Here is an 18,937-nt window from a genome sequence, read left to right as displayed (position 1 = left end):
CGACGGGGGGCGCGGAGACGCCGCGGGGGAGCCCCTGCCGGTGCCCGACCTGCGCGCGCTGTGCGGCATCGGACCGGACACCCCGCTGGTCGTCTACCTGGGCGGCATCTCCCCGGCACGTGGAGTGGACACGGTCATCGAGGCGCTGCGCGAGCTGCCCGGCGTGCACCTGGCCCTGGTCTCGGAACACCCCCGCACGGGCCTCACCCCCGCGGCGCGCCAGATCGTCGCGCACACCGGGATCGACGAGCGCGTCCACGTGCTGCCGTATGTGCCCTACTGGCAGGTGGTCGACTTCGTCCGGGCCGCCGACGCCGCCGTCAGCCCGCTGAACCACCTGCCGAACCACGAGATCGCGCTCAGCAACAAGTTCTTCGAGTACTCCCAGGCCCGGCTGCCCCTGGTGGTCAGCGATGTGCGGACGATGGCGCGCACCGTGCGCGAGACCGGGCAGGGCGAGGTCTTCCGGGCCGGGGACCCGGAGGACTGCGCGCGGGCCTTCCGCGCCGTGCTCGCCGACCCGGGCCGCTACCGCGCCGCCTATGACACGCCGGGCCTGCTGGAGGAGTGGACCTGGGAGGCGCAGGCGGAGAAGCTCGACCGCCTCTACGACCGGCTCCTGAACGTCAAGTCGGAACGTTTCCGAGAGGAAGACCAGAATGCGGATCTGTGTGGTGGCGCTCGGGAAGATCGGGTTGCCGCTGGCCGTCCAGTTCGCGGCCAAGGGGCACCACGTGACGGGCGCCGACGTCAACCCGCGCGTGGTGCGGATGGTCAACGACGGGACGGAGCCCTTCCCCGGTGAGCAGGGGCTGGCCGTACGCCTCAAGGAGGCCGTGGCGGGCGGGCGGCTGACCGCCACCACCGACACCGCGGCGGCCGTCGCGCAGGCCGAGGCGGTGGTGCTCGTCGTCCCGGTCTTCGTGGACGCAACGGGGGCGCCCGACTTCGGCTGGATGGACGACGCGACGCGGGCGGTCGCCGCCGGACTGCGCCCCGGCACCCTGGTCAGCTACGAGACGACGCTCCCGGTCGGCACCACGCGGGAGCGCTGGGCGCCGCTGCTGGAGGAGGGCTCGGGGCTCTCGGCGGAGCGTGACTTCCCGCTCGTCTTCAGCCCCGAACGGGTGCTGACCGGCAGGGTCTTCGCCGACCTGCGACGCTACCCGAAGCTCGTCGGCGGCCTCGGGCCGCGCTCCGCCGCCGAGGGGGTGCGGTTCTACGAGTCCGTGCTCGACTTCGACCCGCGCGACGACCTGCCCCGTCCGAACGGCGTGTGGGACCTGGGCTCGGCGGAGGCCGCCGAGCTGGCCAAGCTCGCGGAGACGACCTACCGCGATGTGAACATCGCGCTCGCCAACCAGTTCGCGCGCTTCGCGGACCGCACCGGGATCGACGCCGAGGCCGTCATCGAGGCGTGCAACACCCAGCCGTACAGCCATATCCACCGCCCCGGCATCGCCGTCGGCGGCCACTGCATCCCCGTCTATCCGCGGATGTACCTGTGGAACGACCCGGAGGCCACCGTCGTGCGCGCCGCGCGGGAGGCCAACACCGGGATGCCGGGCTACGCGGTCGGCGCGCTCGCGGACGCCTACGGCGACCTGACCGGCGCCGAGGTGCTGGTGCTGGGCGCCGCGTACCGGGGCGGCGTGAAGGAGACCGCGTTCTCCGGCGTCTTCCCCACCGTCGAGGCCCTGCGGGCGCGCGGTGCGCACGCCTATGTGGCGGACCCGATGTACGAGCCCGAAGAGCTGTCCGCGCTCGGGCTGACCCCGCACGCGGGCCAGCCCGTCACGGCCGCCGTGCTGCAGGCCGACCACCAGGAGTACCGCTCGCTGGGCACCGCCGAGCTGCCGCATGTGCGGGTGCTGGTGGACGGGCGGCGGGCCACCGATCCGGCGCTGTGGCCCGGAGTGCGCCGCGTGGTCCTCGGCGGCGCGCGGTGAGCACCCCCGACGTCACCGTCGTCGTCGCCGTCTACAACACCATGCCGTACCTCACCCGCTGCCTGGCCTCGCTCACCGCGCAGACCATCGGGGCGCACAGGATGGAGGTCGTGGTCGTCGACGACGGTTCGACGGACGGCGGGACGGCGGAGATCGAGCGGTTCGCCGCCCGGCACCCCGGCCTGTTCACCGTGGTGCGGCAGCCCAACTCCGGCGGCCCCGCGGCGCCCAGCAACCGGGGGCTGGAGCTGGCCACCGGCCGCTACGTCTTCTTCCTCGGGGCCGATGACCACCTGGCGCACGAGGCGCTGGAGCGGATGGTCGACATGGCCGACGCCTGCGGCTCCGACGTGCTGCTGTGCAAGATGGCCGCCGTGGGCGAGCGCACCGTGCCCACGCATGTCTTCGCCCGGACCGCGCCCTCCATCCGCCTCGTGGGCGACGGGCTGCCCTGGGCGCTGTCCAACACCAAGCTGTTCCGGCGGTCGCTCATCGAGCGGCACGGAGTGCGGTACGACGAGGAGATGCCCGCGTTCAGCGACCAGCCGTTTGTCATGGAACTGTGCTTCCGGGCCCGCCGGATCTCCGTCCTGGCCGACCAGGAGCACTACTTCGCGGTGCGCCGTGCGGACTCCGGCAACATCACCTTCCGCGCCGGCCCCGAGCTGCGGCTGCGGTGCGCGGCGAAGCTGTTCGCGACAACGTGCCGCTTCCTCGAACCGGGCCCGGTGCGCACCGGCTTCCACCGCCGGCACTTCCACGTGGAGCTGTGCCAGCTGTTCGGCCCCGACTTCCCCGCGCTGGACCCCCGGGTGCGCGAGCGGATCGTCACGGGCGTCGCCGAGCTGGTCGGCGCCCACGGCGACGGCGTGCTGGAGACGCTCGACGCCCCCCAGCGCCGCATCCTGGAGCTGGCGGGACGCGGCGCGGCCGAGGCGCTGTGCGCGGAGGCCCAGCGCGGCCCGGGACGCCGTACCGGGGCCCGGCCGGCCCGGTCCGGCGGATCCCCGCTGCGGGGCTCTCCGCTCGTCCGCTGGCTGCTCACCCCCGTGCGGCACGTGCGCAGGGCGGGCCGTCAGCTGGTCGGCTGACGGCTGTCCACGGCGGCGGGCGCGCTTGCGGGGCGGCCCGGCGCCGGGGGCGGCAGGGCCGAGGGGTCCTCGCCGAGCAGGACGCGGCGTACGACGCGCTCGGCGGCCCGCCCGTCGTCGTACGGGCAGAACCGCGCGCGGAAGGCGGCCCGCAGCCGTGTCGCCTCGGGGCCGCGCCACGCGCCGGAGCGGAACACCTCGATCAGCTCCTCCGCCGTGCGGGCCGTGGCGCCCGGGGTCTCGCCCGGCCGGCCGGAGAGCAGGTCGAAGTAGACGCCGCGGCTGTCGCGGTAGGTCTCCCAGTCGGGGGCGTGGATGACCAGCGGGCGGTCCAGGACGGCGTAGTCGAACATCAGCGAGGAGTAGTCCGTCACCAGTGCGTCGGCCGCCAGGCACAGGTCCTCCACCGACGGATGCCGGGACACGTCCCGGAGCAGACCGCGCTCGTGAAGGTCGCAGAGGGCCGCGTCGGGGCCGTAGAAGTAGTGGGTGCGCACCAGGACCGCGTAGCCGTCTCCCAGGCCCGCACAGAGCCGCTCAAGGTCCAGGCGCGGCACGAACCCCTCGCGGTAGTCCCGCATGGTCGGCGCGTACAGCAGCACGGTGCGGCCCTCGGGGACGCCCAGCCGGGCGCGGACGGCCGCGCACTCGGCCCCGGTGGCGGTCGCGAGGCGGTCGTTGCGCGGATAGCCCGCCTGGAGGTCCTCGTAGGAGCAGGGGAAGGCGCGGTCCCAGACCTCCGCCGAGTGCGGGTTGGAGGTCACGCTGACGTCCCAGCGGTCTGCGCGGCGCAGCAGCAGGGGGAAGTCCGTGCGCCGCGCCGCGGCCGGGTAGGGCCGCTGGTCGAGTCCCATGGACTTCAGCGGAGTGCCGTGGTGCGTCATCACGTGCCGCTGACCGGGGCGCTTGACCAGGTGGTCCGGGAAGTTGACGTTGTTGACGAAGTACGTGGCGCGCGCCAGCAGCCGCCAGTAGCGCAGCGAACCGGGCGGTACGTGGTCCGTGCCGGGCGGCACGGCGCCGGCGGCGTCGGTGCGCACGATCCACACGCCCTTCAGGCGCGGGGCCAGCTCGCGGGCCTTGGCGTGGACGGCCGCCGGGTTGCAGGCGACGCCCCGGTGCCAGTAGGCGGTGTAGACGGCGAGGCCGGGGTCGAGTGGCAGCCGGCGCTGCAGCGCGTAGTACGCCCTGCAGCCGAGCGCCCGCAGCGCTCCGCGCAGCCGCAGGGCCGCGCGGCGGGCCCGGCCCGCCGCGCGCCGCGCCCGCTCCCGCGCGGCGAACAGCGCGTAGGAGTTCCGGGCCAGCAGCCGGAAGTCGCGCGCGGCGCCGCACGGCGGACGGAAGCCGGGCGGCAGGCGCTCGCGGTAGTCGCGGGCGGCGAGCCGGAAGTACGCGCGCCGGTCCGCCGGGCGTACCCGCTCGCCGCGGCGCAGGCAGAACAGGTAGTGCGACACCATCCGCTCGAACAGCAGCGGGCGGTGCGCCTCCAGGTCCGCCCGTGCGTCCAGGAAGGCGAAGAGCGAGGCGTACTGCCGGAAGATGCCGAAGTGCCGCCGTCCAGGTGAGCCGGTGATGGCCCCCTGATAGCGCTGGCGGTAGGAGACGCACACCCGGGGCAGGCAGCCGATCGAACGGGCGCAGACCATCGCCTGGTTGGTGAGCGGCGCGTCCTCGTACAGGCCGGGCGCGAAGGCGAACCCCTCGCGCTGGTAGAAGGAGCGGCGGTACGCCTTGTTCCAGGCGACGTGGAACAGGGTGAGCAGCTCGGGGCGCTCGGCGACGGTGTACGTCCGGGTGCCCGGGGCGGCCAGCTGTTCGCCGAACACGCTGGGCCGCCGCTCGCCCCACCAGTGGGCGCGCTCGTGGTCGAAGACCAGCAGGTCAGGGTCGCCGCAGGCGGTCAGCCGCCGGTCGATCGCGGCGAGCGCGCCGGGCAGATAGCTGTCGTCGCTGTCCAGGAAGAGCAGATAGTCGCCCGTGGCGTGCTGGACGCCGGTGTTGCGGGCCCGGCCCAGTCCGCTGTTCCGCGGCAGGTGCAGCACCTGTACGCGCGGGTCGCGGGAGGCGTACTCGTCGAGGATCAGCCCGCTGCCGTCCGGCGAGCAGTCGTCGACGGCGATCACCTCGATGTCGCGGAACGACTGGGTGAGCACCGAGTCCAGGCACTCCCTCAGATAGCCCTGGACCCGATAGGCGGGGACGACGACGCTGAAGCGGGGCATGGCCACTCCTCTCCCTGGGTGCGCGCGGCGCGTTCCTCACGGACGGCGCGTACGGACGGTGCGGGTGCCGGGGCCGGGTGCCGCTCGCCGGGCGGCACGGCGGGCGGGAGGGCGGTGCGGTGCTCGCCGAGCAAGAGGTGGCGCACGACGCGCTCGGCGGCCCGCCCGTCGTCGTACGGGCAGAACCGCTCGCGGAAGACGGCGCGCAGCTCGCGGGAGCGGGGCCCCGCGTAGGCCCCGGTGGCGAACAGGTCGATCAGTTCGTCGTCGGTGCGTGCGACGGGGCCCGGCGGGGTGGCGGTGATGTCGAAGTACGTGCCGCGCGCCGCCCGGTACGTCTCCCAGTCCGGGGCGTGCAGGACGAGTGGGCGGTCCAGGTTGGCGTAGTCGAACATCAGCGAGGAGTAGTCCGTCACCAGCGCGTCGGCCGCCAGGCACAGCTCCTCGACGCTCGGGTGCCGGGACGCGTCCAGCACGCCGCCGGGCAGCGCGGCCTCCGGTTCGCCGTGGTGGGACGCGCCGTCGTAGAAGTAGTGCGGGCGCACGAGCAGCAGGAAGCCGGGGCCCAGATGGCGGGCGACCCGGTCGAGGTCCAGCAGCGGGCGCCAGCCCCGCCGGTAGTCGCGGTGCGTGGGCGCGTACAGCACGGCCGTGACGCCCTCGGGGACGCCCAGCCGCTCGCGCGCGCGGGCGACGTCGTGCGCGGTGGCGCGGTGGAAGACGTCGTTGCGCGGATAGCCGAACTCCAGCGTGGTGTACGCCGCCGGGTAGGCGCGCTCCCACACGTGGGTGGAGTGCGGGTTGGCCGACAGGCTGTAGTCCCAGCGGTCCGCGCGCTCCAGCAGCTTCCCGAAGTCCATTCCGTCCGCGCCCGCGGGGTACGGGTGCAGGTCGAGCCCCATGGTCTTCAGCGGGGTGCCGTGGTGGGTCTGCAGATGCAGCTGGCCGGCGCGCTTGACGTATCCGTGGGTGAGGTTGGTGTTGCTCACCAGATAGCGGGCGCGGGCGAGCGCCGTCCAGCAGGCGGCCGAGCCGGGGTGCAGCCTGCGCACCCCGGGCGGCAGCGTGTGGGCGTGCTCGGGGGTGGTGATCCAGGCGGTGCGGATGTGCGGCGCCAGCTCGCGGGCCTTCGCCTCGATGGCGGCCGGATTGCACGCGTACCCCCGGTTCCAGTAGGCGGAGAAGACCGCCAGCCCGTCGTCCAGCGGGCGGCGCCGCTGCACTGCGTAGTGGGCGCGCAGTGCCGCCTTCCGGGCGAGCGTGTGCCCGGCGCGGGCCCGGTCCCGCAGGAACCGGCGCAGCTCGCTGGCGCGGGACAGCAGCCGGAACGTGCGGTGGCTGCCCAGCCGTACGAGCAGCCGGCGCAGCCGCAGCCGTGCGGGCTGCGGCGGGCAGGTGGCCGCGGGTGCCGCGCGGTAGCGGCGGCAGTGCGCGCGGCTGCGCCGGAAGAACTCCGCGCGGGCGGCGCGGGGCAGCCGTTCCGGGCTGTTGTGGATGACCGCGAAGTGGTCGGCCATTCTGCGGTACAGCACCGGCCGCCAGCGCTCCAGTCCGGGGCGCGCGTCGAGGAACGCGAACAGCCGGTCGTACTGGGCGAACACATCGAAGTGCCTGCGGCTGGTGGTGGACAGGATGTTGCCCCTGCGGCGCTGCCGGTAGAGGACGCACACCCGGTCGAGCGTGGCGATCCGCTCCGCCGTCATCAGCGCGGGGAACGTCCAGGGCGTGTCCTCGTAGTAGCCGGGCGGGAAGGCGAGCCGCTGGCGTGCGACGAAGTCGCGGCGGTAGACCTTGTTCCAGGCGACGGCCAGCAGGCGCAGCAGTTCGGGCCGCTCGGCGAGCTGGAAGACTTCCCCCGCGCCGTCCGCCCGGTGCGCCACCAGATCGGCGCGCGCGTTGCGGCACACGGCGCCATCCCAGTAGGCGCGCGCGTAGTCGTAGACGAGGACGTCGGGGTCGCCCGTGGCGTCCAGCCGGTCGGCGAGCGCCCGCAGCGCCCCGGGAGCGAGGGTGTCGTCGCTGTCGAGGTAGAGGAGATAGTCGCCGGTGGCGCAGGCGGTGCCCCGGTTGCGTGCGGGGCCCAGGCCGACGTTCTCCGGCAGGTGCAGCACGGTGACGCGGGAGTCGGCGGCGGCGTAGGCGTCCAGGATCTCGCCGCACCCGTCCGGGGAGCGGTCGTCGACGGCGATCAGCTCGTAGTCGGTGAAGGGCTGGGTGAGGACGGAGTCCAGGCACTCGTGCAGATACGCCTGCACCTTGTGGACGGGGACGATCACGCTGAATCGGGGCACGGCGAGTCCAGTCACTGTTGGGCTGTCCGAACTAAATGTCGTATTAATGCCCGGGTGGGACCGTGCCGGTCGGGGTGTGCCGGGAAATTGGCCCCATGGGGGACCGGGTGGCTCCGTGCGGCCCTGCCGCGCCGTGCGCGTCCGGCGATTCGGGGCTACGGCGTGTCGGACCCCTGGTTGGCCGAAAAGGGTGAAGGTGTGAATGTCGTACTTTCTGGCGGGGTAGTGCTCGGGTGTGGCTGTGCGGTCGTCCCACAGCGGGAGCGGTGGCCGCACCCCGGGCACCGCCCCCGCTGTGGGGGCACGGGCCGCTCACTGCCGCACGCTGCTAGTGCCGTGACCGGAAAGGTTCACCGCCTCGCGTCTCCCCCAAGCTCTCGGCTCCGCTCGAGCAGGGGGGACCCCCATCGCGGCGTTGCCGGATCACGCGAGTACGCCCCGTACGAGCCGCGATCCGGCGCCTTGCGATGCTCCCCCAGCTACCGCTGGGAGGTGCCCCCTGCACCTGGGGGCACCCCCAGTTCGAGCGGAGCCGAGAGCTTGGGGGAGACGCGAGACGGCAAACCTTTCCGGCCACGGCACTAGGGGGCCGTCAGCGCCAGGCTCACCGCGTCCTCGGCGGGGAGCTGCCGCCCGTGCTCCGCGCAGCGGTCGAAGAGCGGGTTGCCCAGCACGTCCCGCAGCCTCCGCTCGTACGCCTCCGGGAAGTAGGAGTGGGCGGACTGTCCCAGCCGCGGCAGCCCGGCCGTGTGCCAGAGCGTCGTGACCGCCCCCAGCAGCTGTGCCGCCCGCTCGGGGCGCCTGGCGGCCGCCTCCGTGGCGACGGCGAGCTCCAGGGTCGCGGCAGTCCCCAGCGCGTCGTGCACCCGCCACTTGGCCGCCAGCGCCGCACGGGCGTGGGCCGAGGCGGTGGGGACGTCGCCGTGCCCGAGCGCGGCCAGCGCCAGGAAGTAGTCCCCCCAGGCCCGCATCCACAGCTCACCGCGCCGCTCGCACGCCGTGCGCAGCCGCTCCGCGACCCGGGCCGCCCGGGTGAACGCGGCCTGGCTGGTGAGCAGGTACGCCTCCACGGCCAGCGTGAGCAGCGGCAGGAAGTCCGCGCCAGGGCCGCCGCCCGCCTGCCCCTCGCCGCCGGGCGCCAGGACCGCCGAGCGCGCGGACTCCCCGCGGACGGCGAGGCTCGCTCCGGTCAGCGGCAGCACCGCCGCCGGCGCGGGCACGCCGCGCGCCGCGGTCAGGCGCGCGTACGCGGCGGTGACCTCCTCGGCGGCGTCCAGGTCCTCGGAGGTGAGGGTGAGCAGATGCCGCACCCAGTGGGCACGGGCCCACGCGGGGCCGCCGCCCGGCGCGGGGGCGGAGGGGGCGCGGCGCATGGCGCGCTCCAGAAAGGCGCGCCCCTCGTCGGCGCGTCCGCAGCCGAACCAGAAGAACCACAGCGTGCCGGCCAGCTCGACCGCCAGTCCGGGGTCGGGCGCGGACAGGCACGCCTCCAGGGCGAGCCGGAGGTTGGCGTGCTCCGTGGTCATCCGCTCGGCCCAGGTCCGCTGCCCGGGGCCGAGCCACTCGGCCTCGCCCTGCCGGGCGAGCCAGCGGTAGTAGTCGCGGTGGCGTCGGCAGGTCTCGTCCGCCTCGCCGAGCTCGGCCAGCCACTGGGCGCCGAACTCCCGGAGCGTGTCGAGCATCCGGAAGCGGACCCCGCCCGCCGTGTCCACCTGCTGCACGATCGACTTCTCGGCGAGCCAGGCGAGCACCTCCAGGATCCGCTCCGCGGCCAGCGGACCGCCGTGGCAGACGAACTCGGCCGCCTCCACGTCCCAGCCGTCCGCGAACACCGACAGCCGGGCCCACAGCAGCCGCTCCAGCGGGGTGCACAGCTCGTGGCTCCAGCCGATCGCCGTACGCAGCGTCCGGTGGCGCGCCTGGCGGGCCGCGGCGTGCCCGGTGAGCAGGTCGAAGCGGCAGTCCAGCCGCTCCAGCAGCCGGGGCAGCGGGATGCCGCGCAGCCGGATGGCGGCCAGTTCGAGCGCCAGCGGAATGCCGTCGAGGTGCGCGCAGACGGCCGTCACGTCGGCCCGGTTCTCCTCGGTGAGCCGGAACGACGGCACCGCGGCGGCGGCCCGCGCGGCGAACAGCGCCACCGCGTCCTCCTCGGGACCGACCGGCAGCGGGTCCAGCACGAGCACATGCTCCCCGGGCGCCCCCAGGGGCTGCCGGCTGGTGGCCATGACCGTCAGCTCCGGAACGGCCTCCAGGAGCTCGGTCGCCAGCGGGGCGCACGCGTCCAGCAGATGCTCACAGGTGTCCAGCACGATCAGTACGCGCGCACCGCGCAGCTGCTCCGCGAGCGCCTCCGTCGCGGGCACCACGGTCTGCTCCGCCAGCCGCAGCGTCTGGGCCACCGAGTTGACGACGAGCGCGGGGTCGGTGAGCGGCGACAGCTCGACCAGCCACACCCCGCCGGGGAAGCGGGGCTTGGCCAGGGCGGCGGCGTGCAGCGCGAGCCGGGACTTGCCCACGCCGCCGGGCCCCGTGAGGGTGACGAGCCGGGCCACGCCCAACAGCTCATCCATCCGGGTGAGTTCCTCGCGGCGGCCTACGAACGCATCGGTCTCGGCGGGCAGATTGCCGATTCGGCCATCGTGCACTGACGCCGACATGGGCCTCCCTCGCTCTGTCCCGCTGAAGGAAGCCTAGTGGGTTCTGCGGTGGTGGCCGTAGGCGTAACGTGTAATCATCCAGGCACACTGAGTGGTTATATGACGGGGAGGCGGTGTGCGGATGGCCACTCCTTCTGCGGAGTGCGTCGTAGGGCGGATGCGGACAGGTGACCACCTCCTGCTGGGATACGACACGGACGAGGAGCGCGAGGCCGTGCTCGCCGCCTTTCTGGCGGACGGGCTGGCCTGCGGGCACCGCGGTCTGGTGCTGACACCCGTGGAGGCCCCGCCGGACGTGGTATTGGGCTTCCTCCAGCGCCAGGGGGTGGACGCGGAGGCCGAGCTGGCCGCCGGGCGACTGGCCGTCATGGTCCGTGCGAGCACCGAGGAGGGCCTGTCCGGGCTGGACGGCCTGGTGCGCGAGGAGGTGCGGCGCGCCGTCGCCGACGGCTTTCTGGGGCTGCGATTCTGCATGGAGGCGCTGCATGCACACGCCAGCTCCGCGCTCAAGACGCTGCACGACAGCGAGATCCTGCTCGACCCCGTGTTCCAGACTCTGCCGGTGCTCGGCATCTGCCAGTACGACCGCCGGGTGTTCGACGAGCGGGACCTCGCCCCGTTCGACTTACTGCACCACGGACGGGCCGTCGTCGACCACGTCTGGCAGGACGAACTGCTCAGCATCACCCGCACGTTCGAACCACCGGGGCTGGCGCTCGCCGGCGAGGTCGACGACAGCAACGTGACGGCGGTGGCCCGGGCGCTGCGCGCGGAGAACGCCCGCGCTGCGCGCAGGGCGCAGCGCACCCACCGCACCCGGCTCGATCTGCGCGGACTCACCTTCATCGACGTGTGCGCGCTGCGGATGCTGGTCTTCACGGCGCTGGGGCTGTACGCGTCCGGCGGCGGCCTGGTGCTCGACGGTACGGCCTCCCACGTGCGCCGCGTCATGCGCGTCACGGGCTGGGACCGCGTCCCCGGCCTCGATCTGGAGAGGGGGCAGGGAGCATGAGCCGCACCGGCTTCGTCCACCAGGCGCTGTGCTACGCCTCGGACGAGGAGTTCCTGGACGGCACGCTGGCCTTCGTACGGGACGGGCTGGCCGCGGGGGACGCCGTGCTGTCCGTCGTGCAGACCCGCAACATCGCGCTGCTGCGGGACGCCCTGCGGGGCGAAGCGGACGCGGACGCCGTGGAGTTCGTCGACGCCAAGGAGTGGTACGGCTTTCCGGCCCGCACCCTGGGGCAGTACCACGCGTACTGCACGCGGCACGAGGACGGCGGCGCGCGGCGCGTGCGGGTGATCGGCGAGCCGCTGTGGACGGGGCGCACGGCGTTCGAGACGCGGGAGTGGATGCGCTACGAGTCGCTGCTCAACGTGGCCTTCGCGGACAGCGGGCACTGGATCCTGTGCCCGTACGACACCCGGGTCCTCCCCGCCGCCGTGGTCCGCACGGCCGCACGCACCCACCCCGAACTCGCCCGCGGCCCCCGCGGCTGGGTGCCCAGCGGCGGATACGCGCCGCCGGACGCCTTCTACGCCGAGTGCGACGAGGCGCTGGGGCCGCCGGAGCGGGTGCGGCCCGAGCGCGAGTTGCGCTTCGGCCGCGGGCGCTCCGCGGCCGTGCGGTCCGCGGCGGCCGGCTACGCCCGCCGCTGCGGGCTGCCCCAGGAGCGGGCGCACGACCTGGTCGCCGCGGTGCACGAGGCCGCGCTGAACGCCGTCCGCTTCGGCGGCGGGGAGGGGCTGCTGCGGCTGTGGTGCGAGCCGGGCTATGTGGTCTGCGAGGTCTCCGACACCGGGCGCGCGCGGTCGGCGGCCGGCGACCCTCCGTCGTTCCCGGGCCATCTGCCGCCCGAGCCGCGCGGGTCGGGCGGCCACGGGCTGTGGGTGGTACGCCAGCTGAGCGATCTGGTGACGGAGCGGATGCGGGCCGACGGCTCGGTGCTCCGCATGCGCTTCAGCCGGTGACGAGGCAGCCCCTCGGGGCCTGCCCCCCGGCGGTCCTGGGTTCTCCGGCGGTCCTGGGCTCCCCGGCGGTCCTGGGCTCCCCGGCACCGGGCTCACTTCACCGCGCCCGCCATCACCCCCGAGACGAACTGCTTCTGGAACGCGAAGAAGACCGCCAGCGGGATCACCATCGAGATGAACGCGCCGGGCGCCAGGACGTCGATGTTGTTGCCGAACTGGCGGACCTGCTGCTGGAGCGCGACCGTGACCGGCGGATTGGTGGAGTCCGCGAAGATCAGGGCCACCAGCATGTCGTTCCACACCCACAGGAACTGGAAGATGCCCAGCGAGGCGACGGCCGGTCCGCCCAGCGGGAGGACGACGCGGAGGAAGAGCCGCAGCTCTCCCGCGCCGTCCAGCCGCGCGGCCTCCAGCAGCTCGCGCGGGATCTCCGCGAAGAAGTTCCGCAGCAGGAAGATGGCGAACGGCAGTCCGAACGCCGCGTGGAAGAGGATCACGCCGGTCGTCGTCTCGAAGATGCCCAGCCAGCCGAAGAGCTTGGCGACCGGGATCAGCGCCACCTGGATGGGCACCACCAGCAGCCCCACGACCGCCAGGAACCACCAGTCGCGGCCGGGGAAGTCCATCCACGCGAAGGCGTAGCCCGCCAGCGCGCCGACGAAGACGACGAGCGCGGTCGCCGGAACCGTGATCAGGACGGTGGTGAGCAGGGAGTCCATCACCTGCTCGTTCTGGAACAGCGCGTCGTAGTTGGACCAGGTGAACTGGTCCGGGTCCAGGATCCAGGGGAAGCTGCCGTTCAGGTCGAAGACCTTCCACCAGCCGGAGATCGAGATGTCGGCCGGGTCCCGCAGCGAGGAGCTGAGCAGACCGGCGGTCGGCGTCAGCCACAGCAGCGCGATGACGATGAGCGCGAACCGTACGGCCCAGTGCCCCGTCACGGAGGCCAGCCGTGCGGCAGGCGACCGCTTGCCGCGTACGACGTCGGGAAGCGTGGTCATCGGCGGGACTCCCTCCGCAGCCGGCGGATGTTGACGACCATGACCGGGACCACGAGCAGCAGCAGGATGACCGCGATGGCGCTGCCCACGCCCTGGTTGGCCCCGCCGCCGAAGGACTCCAGATACAGCTGGAGCGCCAGGACGTTGGCGTCCTTCTGGGTGGCGCCGGGCGAGATGATGTAGACAAGGTCGAAGATCTTGAGGACGTTGATCATCAGGGTGACGGTGACGACCGCGAGGACGGGCGCCAGCAGCGGCACCGTGATTCTGCGGAACACCGTCCATTCGCCGGCGCCGTCCACCCGCGCCTGCTCCAGCAGCTCGCGTGGCACGCCCGCCAGGCCGGCGGCGATCAGCACCATCGCGAACCCGGCCCACATCCACACATAGCTGCCGATGATGGCGGGGGTGACGAGAGTCGGGCCGAGCCAGTCGACCCCGCCGTAGGGAGCCTCGAAGTTCGAGCCGGGGAGCCGCAGATGGGCGCCCTCGGCCTTGGCGGGGAGCGTGAAGGTGCCGTCCGCGCCGGTCTTGGCGGTGGCGACCGTGCGACCGTCCCTGACCGCCTCCACCTCGATGCCCTTGAGGGCCTTCTCGTTCTGGTCGATGACGCCGTGCTCGCTGCGCCCGCCCTTGACGAAGTCCTGCCAAACGGTGCCGGTGATCTCGCCCTTCCCTCCGGGCGCGGCCCGCTCGGCGGGAAGGGCGTCCGCCGTCTCCCGCGGCGGGATGCCGACCAGCGGGATGCTCGCCGGATCGGCGGCAGAGACGGTCCCGCGGGTGGTGTACGAGCCGTCGCCGGACGCGCGCAGCGGCGCGTCGGGGCGCGGGCGCGCCTCGGGCCAGGGAGCCGTGTCCACGAAGGTGTCGTGCACGGTCGTCCACATGGCGTTGGCGACACCCCGGTCCGGATCCTGCTCGTAGACGAGCCGGAAGATGATGCCGGCTGCGAGCATCGAGATCGCCATGGGCATGAACACCAGCAGCTTGAACGCCGTGCCCCACCGCACCCGCTCGGTCAGCACCGCGAAGATCAGGCCCAGCGCCGTGCAGACGGCGGGTGCCACGATCACCCAGATGAGGTTGTTGCGGAACGCGGTCAGCGTGGTGTCGTCGGTGAAGACCTCGTTGAAGTTGTCGAACCCGGCGAACCCGCTGCCGTCCTGGTCCAGGAAGGCACGCACCAGCGAGTAGCCGATGGGGTACACGATCAGGGCACCCAGCAGCACCAGGGCAGGCAGCAGGAAGAGCGCGGCCAGCCAGGGTCGGCTGCGCAGCGCGGAGCCGCGCTTGGCGGCCGCGGCCTTCTCCTGGCCGGGGGCGGGCGTCTGGCCGGGCTCCCCGCCCGTCGGGGGCGGGGTCGTCGTTGGGGTCGGCATGGCGGTGGTCTCCCCTGTCCTAAGCCGGTGCCTGTCCGGCGGAGTGAGCCGAATGCCTGGACTGCTGCGGTCGTCGGCGCTGGTGTTGGTGCCGGTGCGGGTGGGATGCAGCGGTGCGGAGCCGTGCCGCCGGCGCGCTCACTTCCCGTACGCCTTGGTCGCTGCCCGCTCCAGCGCGCGCTGGGCGCCCCGGACGTCGGAGGGGTTCTTCAGGAAGTCCTGCAGCGCCTTCCACTCGCCCTCGCCCTTGGTGCCGCCGAAGGCGGCGGGCGCCTGGTCGGACATGTCGAAGCGGAATTCGTCGCCCGCGCCGACCAGCGCCTTGGCGATCTCGCGCTGGGGCGCGTTGGGGTAGGCGTCGAGGTCGAGATTGCGGTTCGGGGACACATAGCCGCCCTCGGCCGCCCAGATGCCCGCTGCGTCCTGCGAGGCGAGGAACGTGGCGAGGGCCTGCGCGCCCTTGCCGTCCTTGAGGATGGCCGCCGCGTCGCCCGCCGTCACCACCGGGGCCGTGTCCCCGACCCTGGGGAACGGATAGACCTGCGCGTCCACGCCTATCCGGGCCTTGGTGTCCCCCTCGATGTTGACGCCGACGAAGTCCGCCTCGAACACCATCGCCGCCTCGGGATCCGAGAGCTGCCCGAAGATCTGGGTGACGGACTTGGGGAAGTCCGTCCGCAGCGCGCCGCCGTTGCCGCCCGCGAGCAGATGGCGCTGGCCGAACAGCTCGCCGAGGGTGGTCAGCGCCCGCTCGACCGAGGGGTCCGTCCACGTGATCTCGTGCGCGGCGAGCTGGTCGTACTTCTCGGGGCCCGCCTGGGAGAGGTAGATGTTCTCGAACCAGTCGGTGAGCACCCAGCCGTCGGCCCCGCCGACCGACACCGGGTCCACCCCGGAGTCGGAGAGCGCCTGCGCGTCGTCCAGGAACTGCTTCCAGGTCTTCGCCTCGCCGACCCCCGCGTCCCGGAACGCCTGGGTGCTGTACCAGATCAGGGACTTGTTGGCGACCTTGTAGTAGACGCCGTACGGGGTGCCGTCATGGCTGCCGAGGTCCCGCCAGCCCTTGCTGAAGTTCTTCCTCAGCTCCGCGCGGGCCCGCGGCCCCAGCGGTTTGAGCCAGCCCTTCTCGGCGAACTGACGGAGCACGCCCACCTGCGGCAGCATCACGATGTCCGGCGGCGAGCCGCCCTGCACCTTGGAGCCCACATAGGTGGCCACGTTGTCCCCGGTGGGCACGAACTCCACCCTGGCGCCCGTTCGCTTCTCGAACTCGTCCAGAACCTTGCGGAAGTTGTCCTCTTCGCCGCCGGTCCACACCGCCGCCACCTGCAGCTTCTGCCCGTTCAACTTCGGCAGCTCGACTGTCGGCTTGTGGGAACGGGCCCACTCGCTTCCCTCGTCGTCGGCGGCACAGCCCGCCGTGGCGACCGCGAGGACGGCCGCCGCGCCGAGCGCGCATGCCGTACGTGCAGCGTGCGAGATACGCATGGTCTCCGCCGTACCTTCCCCGTGCCCCTGTGGATGTGTGGGATGGGAGGTCAGCGCGCGGCATGCCCGCAGTTATGGAACGCCGGACACCCGGATGATTGCGGAGCGGCCACGCTGCCGTCCTTCCCGTGCGGAGAGTTCTACGCCGTGATCACCGCACTCCGCAATACTCAACTCAGCGTTCAAAGCCTGTTCTTCACTACTCCGTGACCTCCCCCGCACGGCAGGTCGAGCCCGGTTCGGCGCACGTCCGGCGCACGTCCGGCCCACGCCCGGCTCACGTTCCGGATCTCAGGTGCGGCGGACGGACTGCTGGGCCGCGCGCCCCAGAGCGCTGGCGAGCAGCGCGAGGTCGGTGGGGCCGTTGCCGAGCTCCTTGACGGGGCGGCGCGCGGGCGGGTCACCGGTGCGTGTCCAGTCCAGCGGGACGACGGTCGGCCGGACCGTCGCGGTGCGCGGGATACGGCCGGTGACCCGGCCCGCCTGGAAGCCGGTGGACCCGCCGGAGGCGGCGGTGAGCGTGCCCCGCCCGACGGGCAGGCCGTCCGGACCGCCGCTCCCTTCGCGGGCTTCGCTCCCCGTCAGCTCGGCGTGCAGCGCGGCCAGTCGGGACACGGCCGTCCCGGAGGTGCGGTCCGCGCGACCGGTGGCGGCGATCAGATGGACGCCGAGCCGGGCTCCCTCACGGGCTATGGCCTCCAGAGCGCGCACGACGGAACCGGCCGCTGGGCGGCCGGGGTTGCCGAGCGCGGGGTCGACGAGCGTGTCGAAGTCGTCGACGAGCACGGCGAGCCGGGTCAGCGGCCCCGCCGCGCCGGACGCGGCGGGCGACGCGGAGCCGCCCCCGAGCCCGTACGGGCGGCTCGTGGAGCTCCCGGGGCTCCCGGAGCGATCGGCTGGACCCTCGGTCCCGCCAGTCCCGTCAGGCCCGCCGGCCCTCCCGGGCCCCTCGGCGGCGTCCACGGCCTCCTGTGCGTCCCGTGGCTCCCGCTGCGGCCTGAGGCGGAGCGTACGGCGGGTGGTGTCGGGCTCCGTCACATCGGACGCGCCGCCCACGGCCGGCCGTGGCTCCTGGGAACGGCCGGACGGTGCGGACGGAGCCGCTGGAACCGCTGGAGCGGTCGGTACGGACGGAGCGGGGGGCGGTGGCGCCGGTGGCGCCGGAGCCGCCGGGGCGGCCCCCTGGGCGGAGTCCGGCGGGCTCGGCGCGTCCGCGGACCCGCCCGCCGCGCCGCCCGTCTGGAGGACCGGCTGCCCGGCAGGGCGTCCCGCGCGGGCCTGGGCCCGGCCGCGCTCCCGCTCCTCGGCGGGCGACGAGCGCGGGGAGACCACCCGGCCCCCGGGGCGCGAGGTGACGCGCGCGTACTCCTCGTACGTACGCTCCTCGCCGATCAGCTCGGCACGGCGCTTCAGCTCGGCGGCGAGCGCCTGCGCGAAGTCCCGCATGCGGACCGGATCCCCCGCCGTCAGATGGCCCGTCACATGGGGGAGCTCCGCGCACGCGCGCAGTCCGTCGCCCGCTTCCGCTCCGGCGCCGTCGACGAGCAGCAGGGCCAGCCGGTCCGGGCGCTCACCGGCGGCCAGCGAGGCGGCGAGGGAGTGCAGCAGCTCGCTCTTCCCCGTGCCCGGACCGCCGCTGACCAGGACGTGGCCGCGCAACTGCGCCAGATCGGCCTCCAGCGTGCCGTGCGGCCCCGCTCCGAAGACCGCGGAGACCCGCCCGGCCGCCTCGCCGCCCCGTTCCGACCAGCGGGCGAGCAGCGCTGCCGGAGTCGCCCGCGCGAGCCCCAGCTCGTCGAGCAGGCGACAGCTCCTGGGCAGCGTGACGGCGGGCCTGGGGCCCGCTCCGTCGGCCGCGCCCTCGGGCTCGCGGAGCGGCGCGAGGGCGCGCGCGAAGCGCTCGGCCCACGCCGCGGACACCCCGTCGAGGGTGGCCGCGGGACCGGCGGCGGGCGCCGCCGCCGGTGCGGTGCGGTGGACGAGCCGGACCGCCGTCGCGACATCGCCGCTCAGCAGCGCGAGGGTGCCGCACTCCAGGAACGCGGCACACGCGGTGTTCGCCGCCTCGATCGTCGCCGTCACCGGGGAGGCCGGGCTGGCAGGCGGTGTCTCGGCGAGGCAGAGCAGATGGATCCCAGCCGCCGGGCCCTCGCGCGCGAGCCGGGTCACACGCTCCCGCAGCGCGGCCGAGCCCGGGTCCCCGTCCACGATCACCACGGTGACCGGACTCGGTGCGGCCGGGGCTCCTGGGGCCTCCGTGGCTTGAGGTGCTTGAGGTGCTTGAGGTGCTTCGGGGCTATCGGAGCCCTCCGGAGTCCCTGTGCCCGCTGGTGTGCTCGGTGCTCCCGATACGTCCGGGCTCTCCGTGGGCCTTGACACCGTCGAGCTACCAGTCGAGCTGCCAGGGGCCCCCGGGTCCGGGCCATCGGAGGCGTCCGGGGCGGCCGTGCCGGACGCCGTACGTCCGGGGCGTCCCGTCGGCGCCGGGGAACCGCGGGAGTCGAGGCGGCGCAGCAGCTCGGCCGTACGGGCAGTCGCCTGTTCCCTGTCGTACGCCACCAGGAGGGTGCAGTCCTGACCGTGTGCGGGGCGGAGGTGGGGGAGCCAGCCGAGCCAGGACCACTCCGCGGCGCGCAGCTCCGCGCCGCGCGCCCGGTCGGTGCACAGCAGCACCATCTCCAGCGTGCTCGGCCCGTGCAGGGCGGCGAGCTGGGCCAGCACCGACCGGGTGAGCGCGGCCAGACGGGCGCGCGGGCCCGCCAGCCCGAGCGCGCCCGCCTCCCGCAGATCGACGGTGACGGGCTGCTCGCCGTGGACGCCGCCGCGAGTGGTGCTGCCGAGCCGCACCGTCAGCGCGTCGGGGTGGGAGGGGGTGCGCTCCCACAGCC

The 18,937-nt window shown here is 73.9% G+C and carries 12 protein-coding genes; 5 read left to right on the top strand and 7 right to left on the bottom strand.

What is annotated here, in order from left to right:
* The 3 genes from G5C65_RS12125 to G5C65_RS12115 form a co-directional block, all read left to right on the top strand.
* On the top strand, positions 1-805 hold an 805-nt coding region (locus G5C65_RS12125), incomplete at its 5' end, for a glycosyltransferase (RefSeq protein ID WP_241265732.1).
* The gene (locus G5C65_RS12120) at positions 696-1,949 is read left to right on the top strand and encodes a nucleotide sugar dehydrogenase (RefSeq protein WP_241265734.1); all 1,254 of its coding nucleotides are present in this window, start codon (positions 696-698) and stop codon (positions 1,947-1,949) included. The genes G5C65_RS12125 and G5C65_RS12120, both read left to right, overlap by 110 nt.
* Complete coding sequence (locus G5C65_RS12115) at positions 1,946-3,040, top strand: glycosyltransferase family 2 protein (protein ID WP_338146343.1); 1,095 nt, start codon at positions 1,946-1,948, stop codon at positions 3,038-3,040. The genes G5C65_RS12120 and G5C65_RS12115 overlap by 4 nt, the downstream gene beginning before the upstream one ends.
* On the opposite strand, the gene G5C65_RS12110 is transcribed toward G5C65_RS12115, so the two are convergent.
* The 3 genes from G5C65_RS12110 to G5C65_RS12100 all read right to left on the bottom strand — a co-directional run bounded on the left by G5C65_RS12110 (position 3,025) and on the right by G5C65_RS12100 (position 10,210).
* Complete coding sequence (locus G5C65_RS12110; protein WP_165298782.1) at positions 3,025-5,262, bottom strand: bifunctional glycosyltransferase/CDP-glycerol:glycerophosphate glycerophosphotransferase; 2,238 nt, start codon at positions 5,260-5,262, stop codon at positions 3,025-3,027. The genes G5C65_RS12115 and G5C65_RS12110 overlap by 16 nt on opposite strands.
* Complete coding sequence (locus G5C65_RS12105) at positions 5,211-7,553, bottom strand: CDP-glycerol glycerophosphotransferase family protein (protein WP_165298781.1); 2,343 nt, start codon at positions 7,551-7,553, stop codon at positions 5,211-5,213. The genes G5C65_RS12110 and G5C65_RS12105 overlap by 52 nt, the downstream gene beginning before the upstream one ends.
* A 581-nt stretch (positions 7,554-8,134) precedes the next feature.
* Complete coding sequence (locus tag G5C65_RS12100) at positions 8,135-10,210, bottom strand: ATP-binding protein (protein WP_165298780.1); 2,076 nt, start codon at positions 10,208-10,210, stop codon at positions 8,135-8,137.
* Between the two features lie 121 nt (positions 10,211-10,331).
* Between G5C65_RS12100 and G5C65_RS12095 the strand changes: the two genes are divergently transcribed.
* Positions 10,332-11,222 (top strand): MEDS domain-containing protein, encoded by an 891-nt coding sequence (locus G5C65_RS12095; protein WP_165298779.1) that lies wholly within the window; start codon positions 10,332-10,334, stop codon positions 11,220-11,222.
* Entirely contained in the window at positions 11,219-12,181 is a 963-nt protein-coding gene (locus G5C65_RS12090; RefSeq protein ID WP_165298778.1) for a sensor histidine kinase, read from the top strand. Before G5C65_RS12095 ends, G5C65_RS12090 begins: the two co-directional genes overlap by 4 nt.
* Positions 12,182-12,273: 92 nt before the next feature.
* Here the strand turns inward: G5C65_RS12090 and G5C65_RS12085 are convergent, their stop codons facing one another.
* The 4 genes from G5C65_RS12085 to G5C65_RS12070 all read right to left on the bottom strand — a co-directional run.
* On the bottom strand, positions 12,274-13,182 hold the full coding sequence (locus tag G5C65_RS12085; protein WP_165298777.1) for a carbohydrate ABC transporter permease: 909 nt from the start codon (positions 13,180-13,182) through the stop codon (positions 12,274-12,276).
* A complete protein-coding gene (locus G5C65_RS12080; protein ID WP_165298776.1) occupies positions 13,179-14,561 on the bottom strand; it encodes a carbohydrate ABC transporter permease in 1,383 nt (460 codons plus the stop codon). The genes G5C65_RS12085 and G5C65_RS12080 overlap by 4 nt, the downstream gene beginning before the upstream one ends.
* Positions 14,562-14,699: 138 nt before the next feature.
* Positions 14,700-16,049 carry an ABC transporter substrate-binding protein gene (locus tag G5C65_RS12075; protein ID WP_165298775.1) on the bottom strand — a complete coding sequence of 450 codons (1,350 nt, stop codon included), beginning with the start codon at positions 16,047-16,049 and terminating at the stop codon, positions 14,700-14,702.
* A gap of 291 nt (positions 16,050-16,340) precedes the next feature.
* Positions 16,341-18,937: FtsK/SpoIIIE domain-containing protein (locus G5C65_RS12070; RefSeq protein WP_277608045.1), on the bottom strand; the 2,597-nt coding region annotated here is incomplete at its 5' end.

Origin of the sequence: Streptomyces boncukensis, from assembly GCF_011045075.1 — a bacterium.
Lineage (GTDB): Bacteria > Actinomycetota > Actinomycetes > Streptomycetales > Streptomycetaceae > Streptomyces > Streptomyces boncukensis.
Note: the sequence above shows the minus strand (reverse complement) of the source record. Positions and strands in the feature narration are given on the sequence as shown.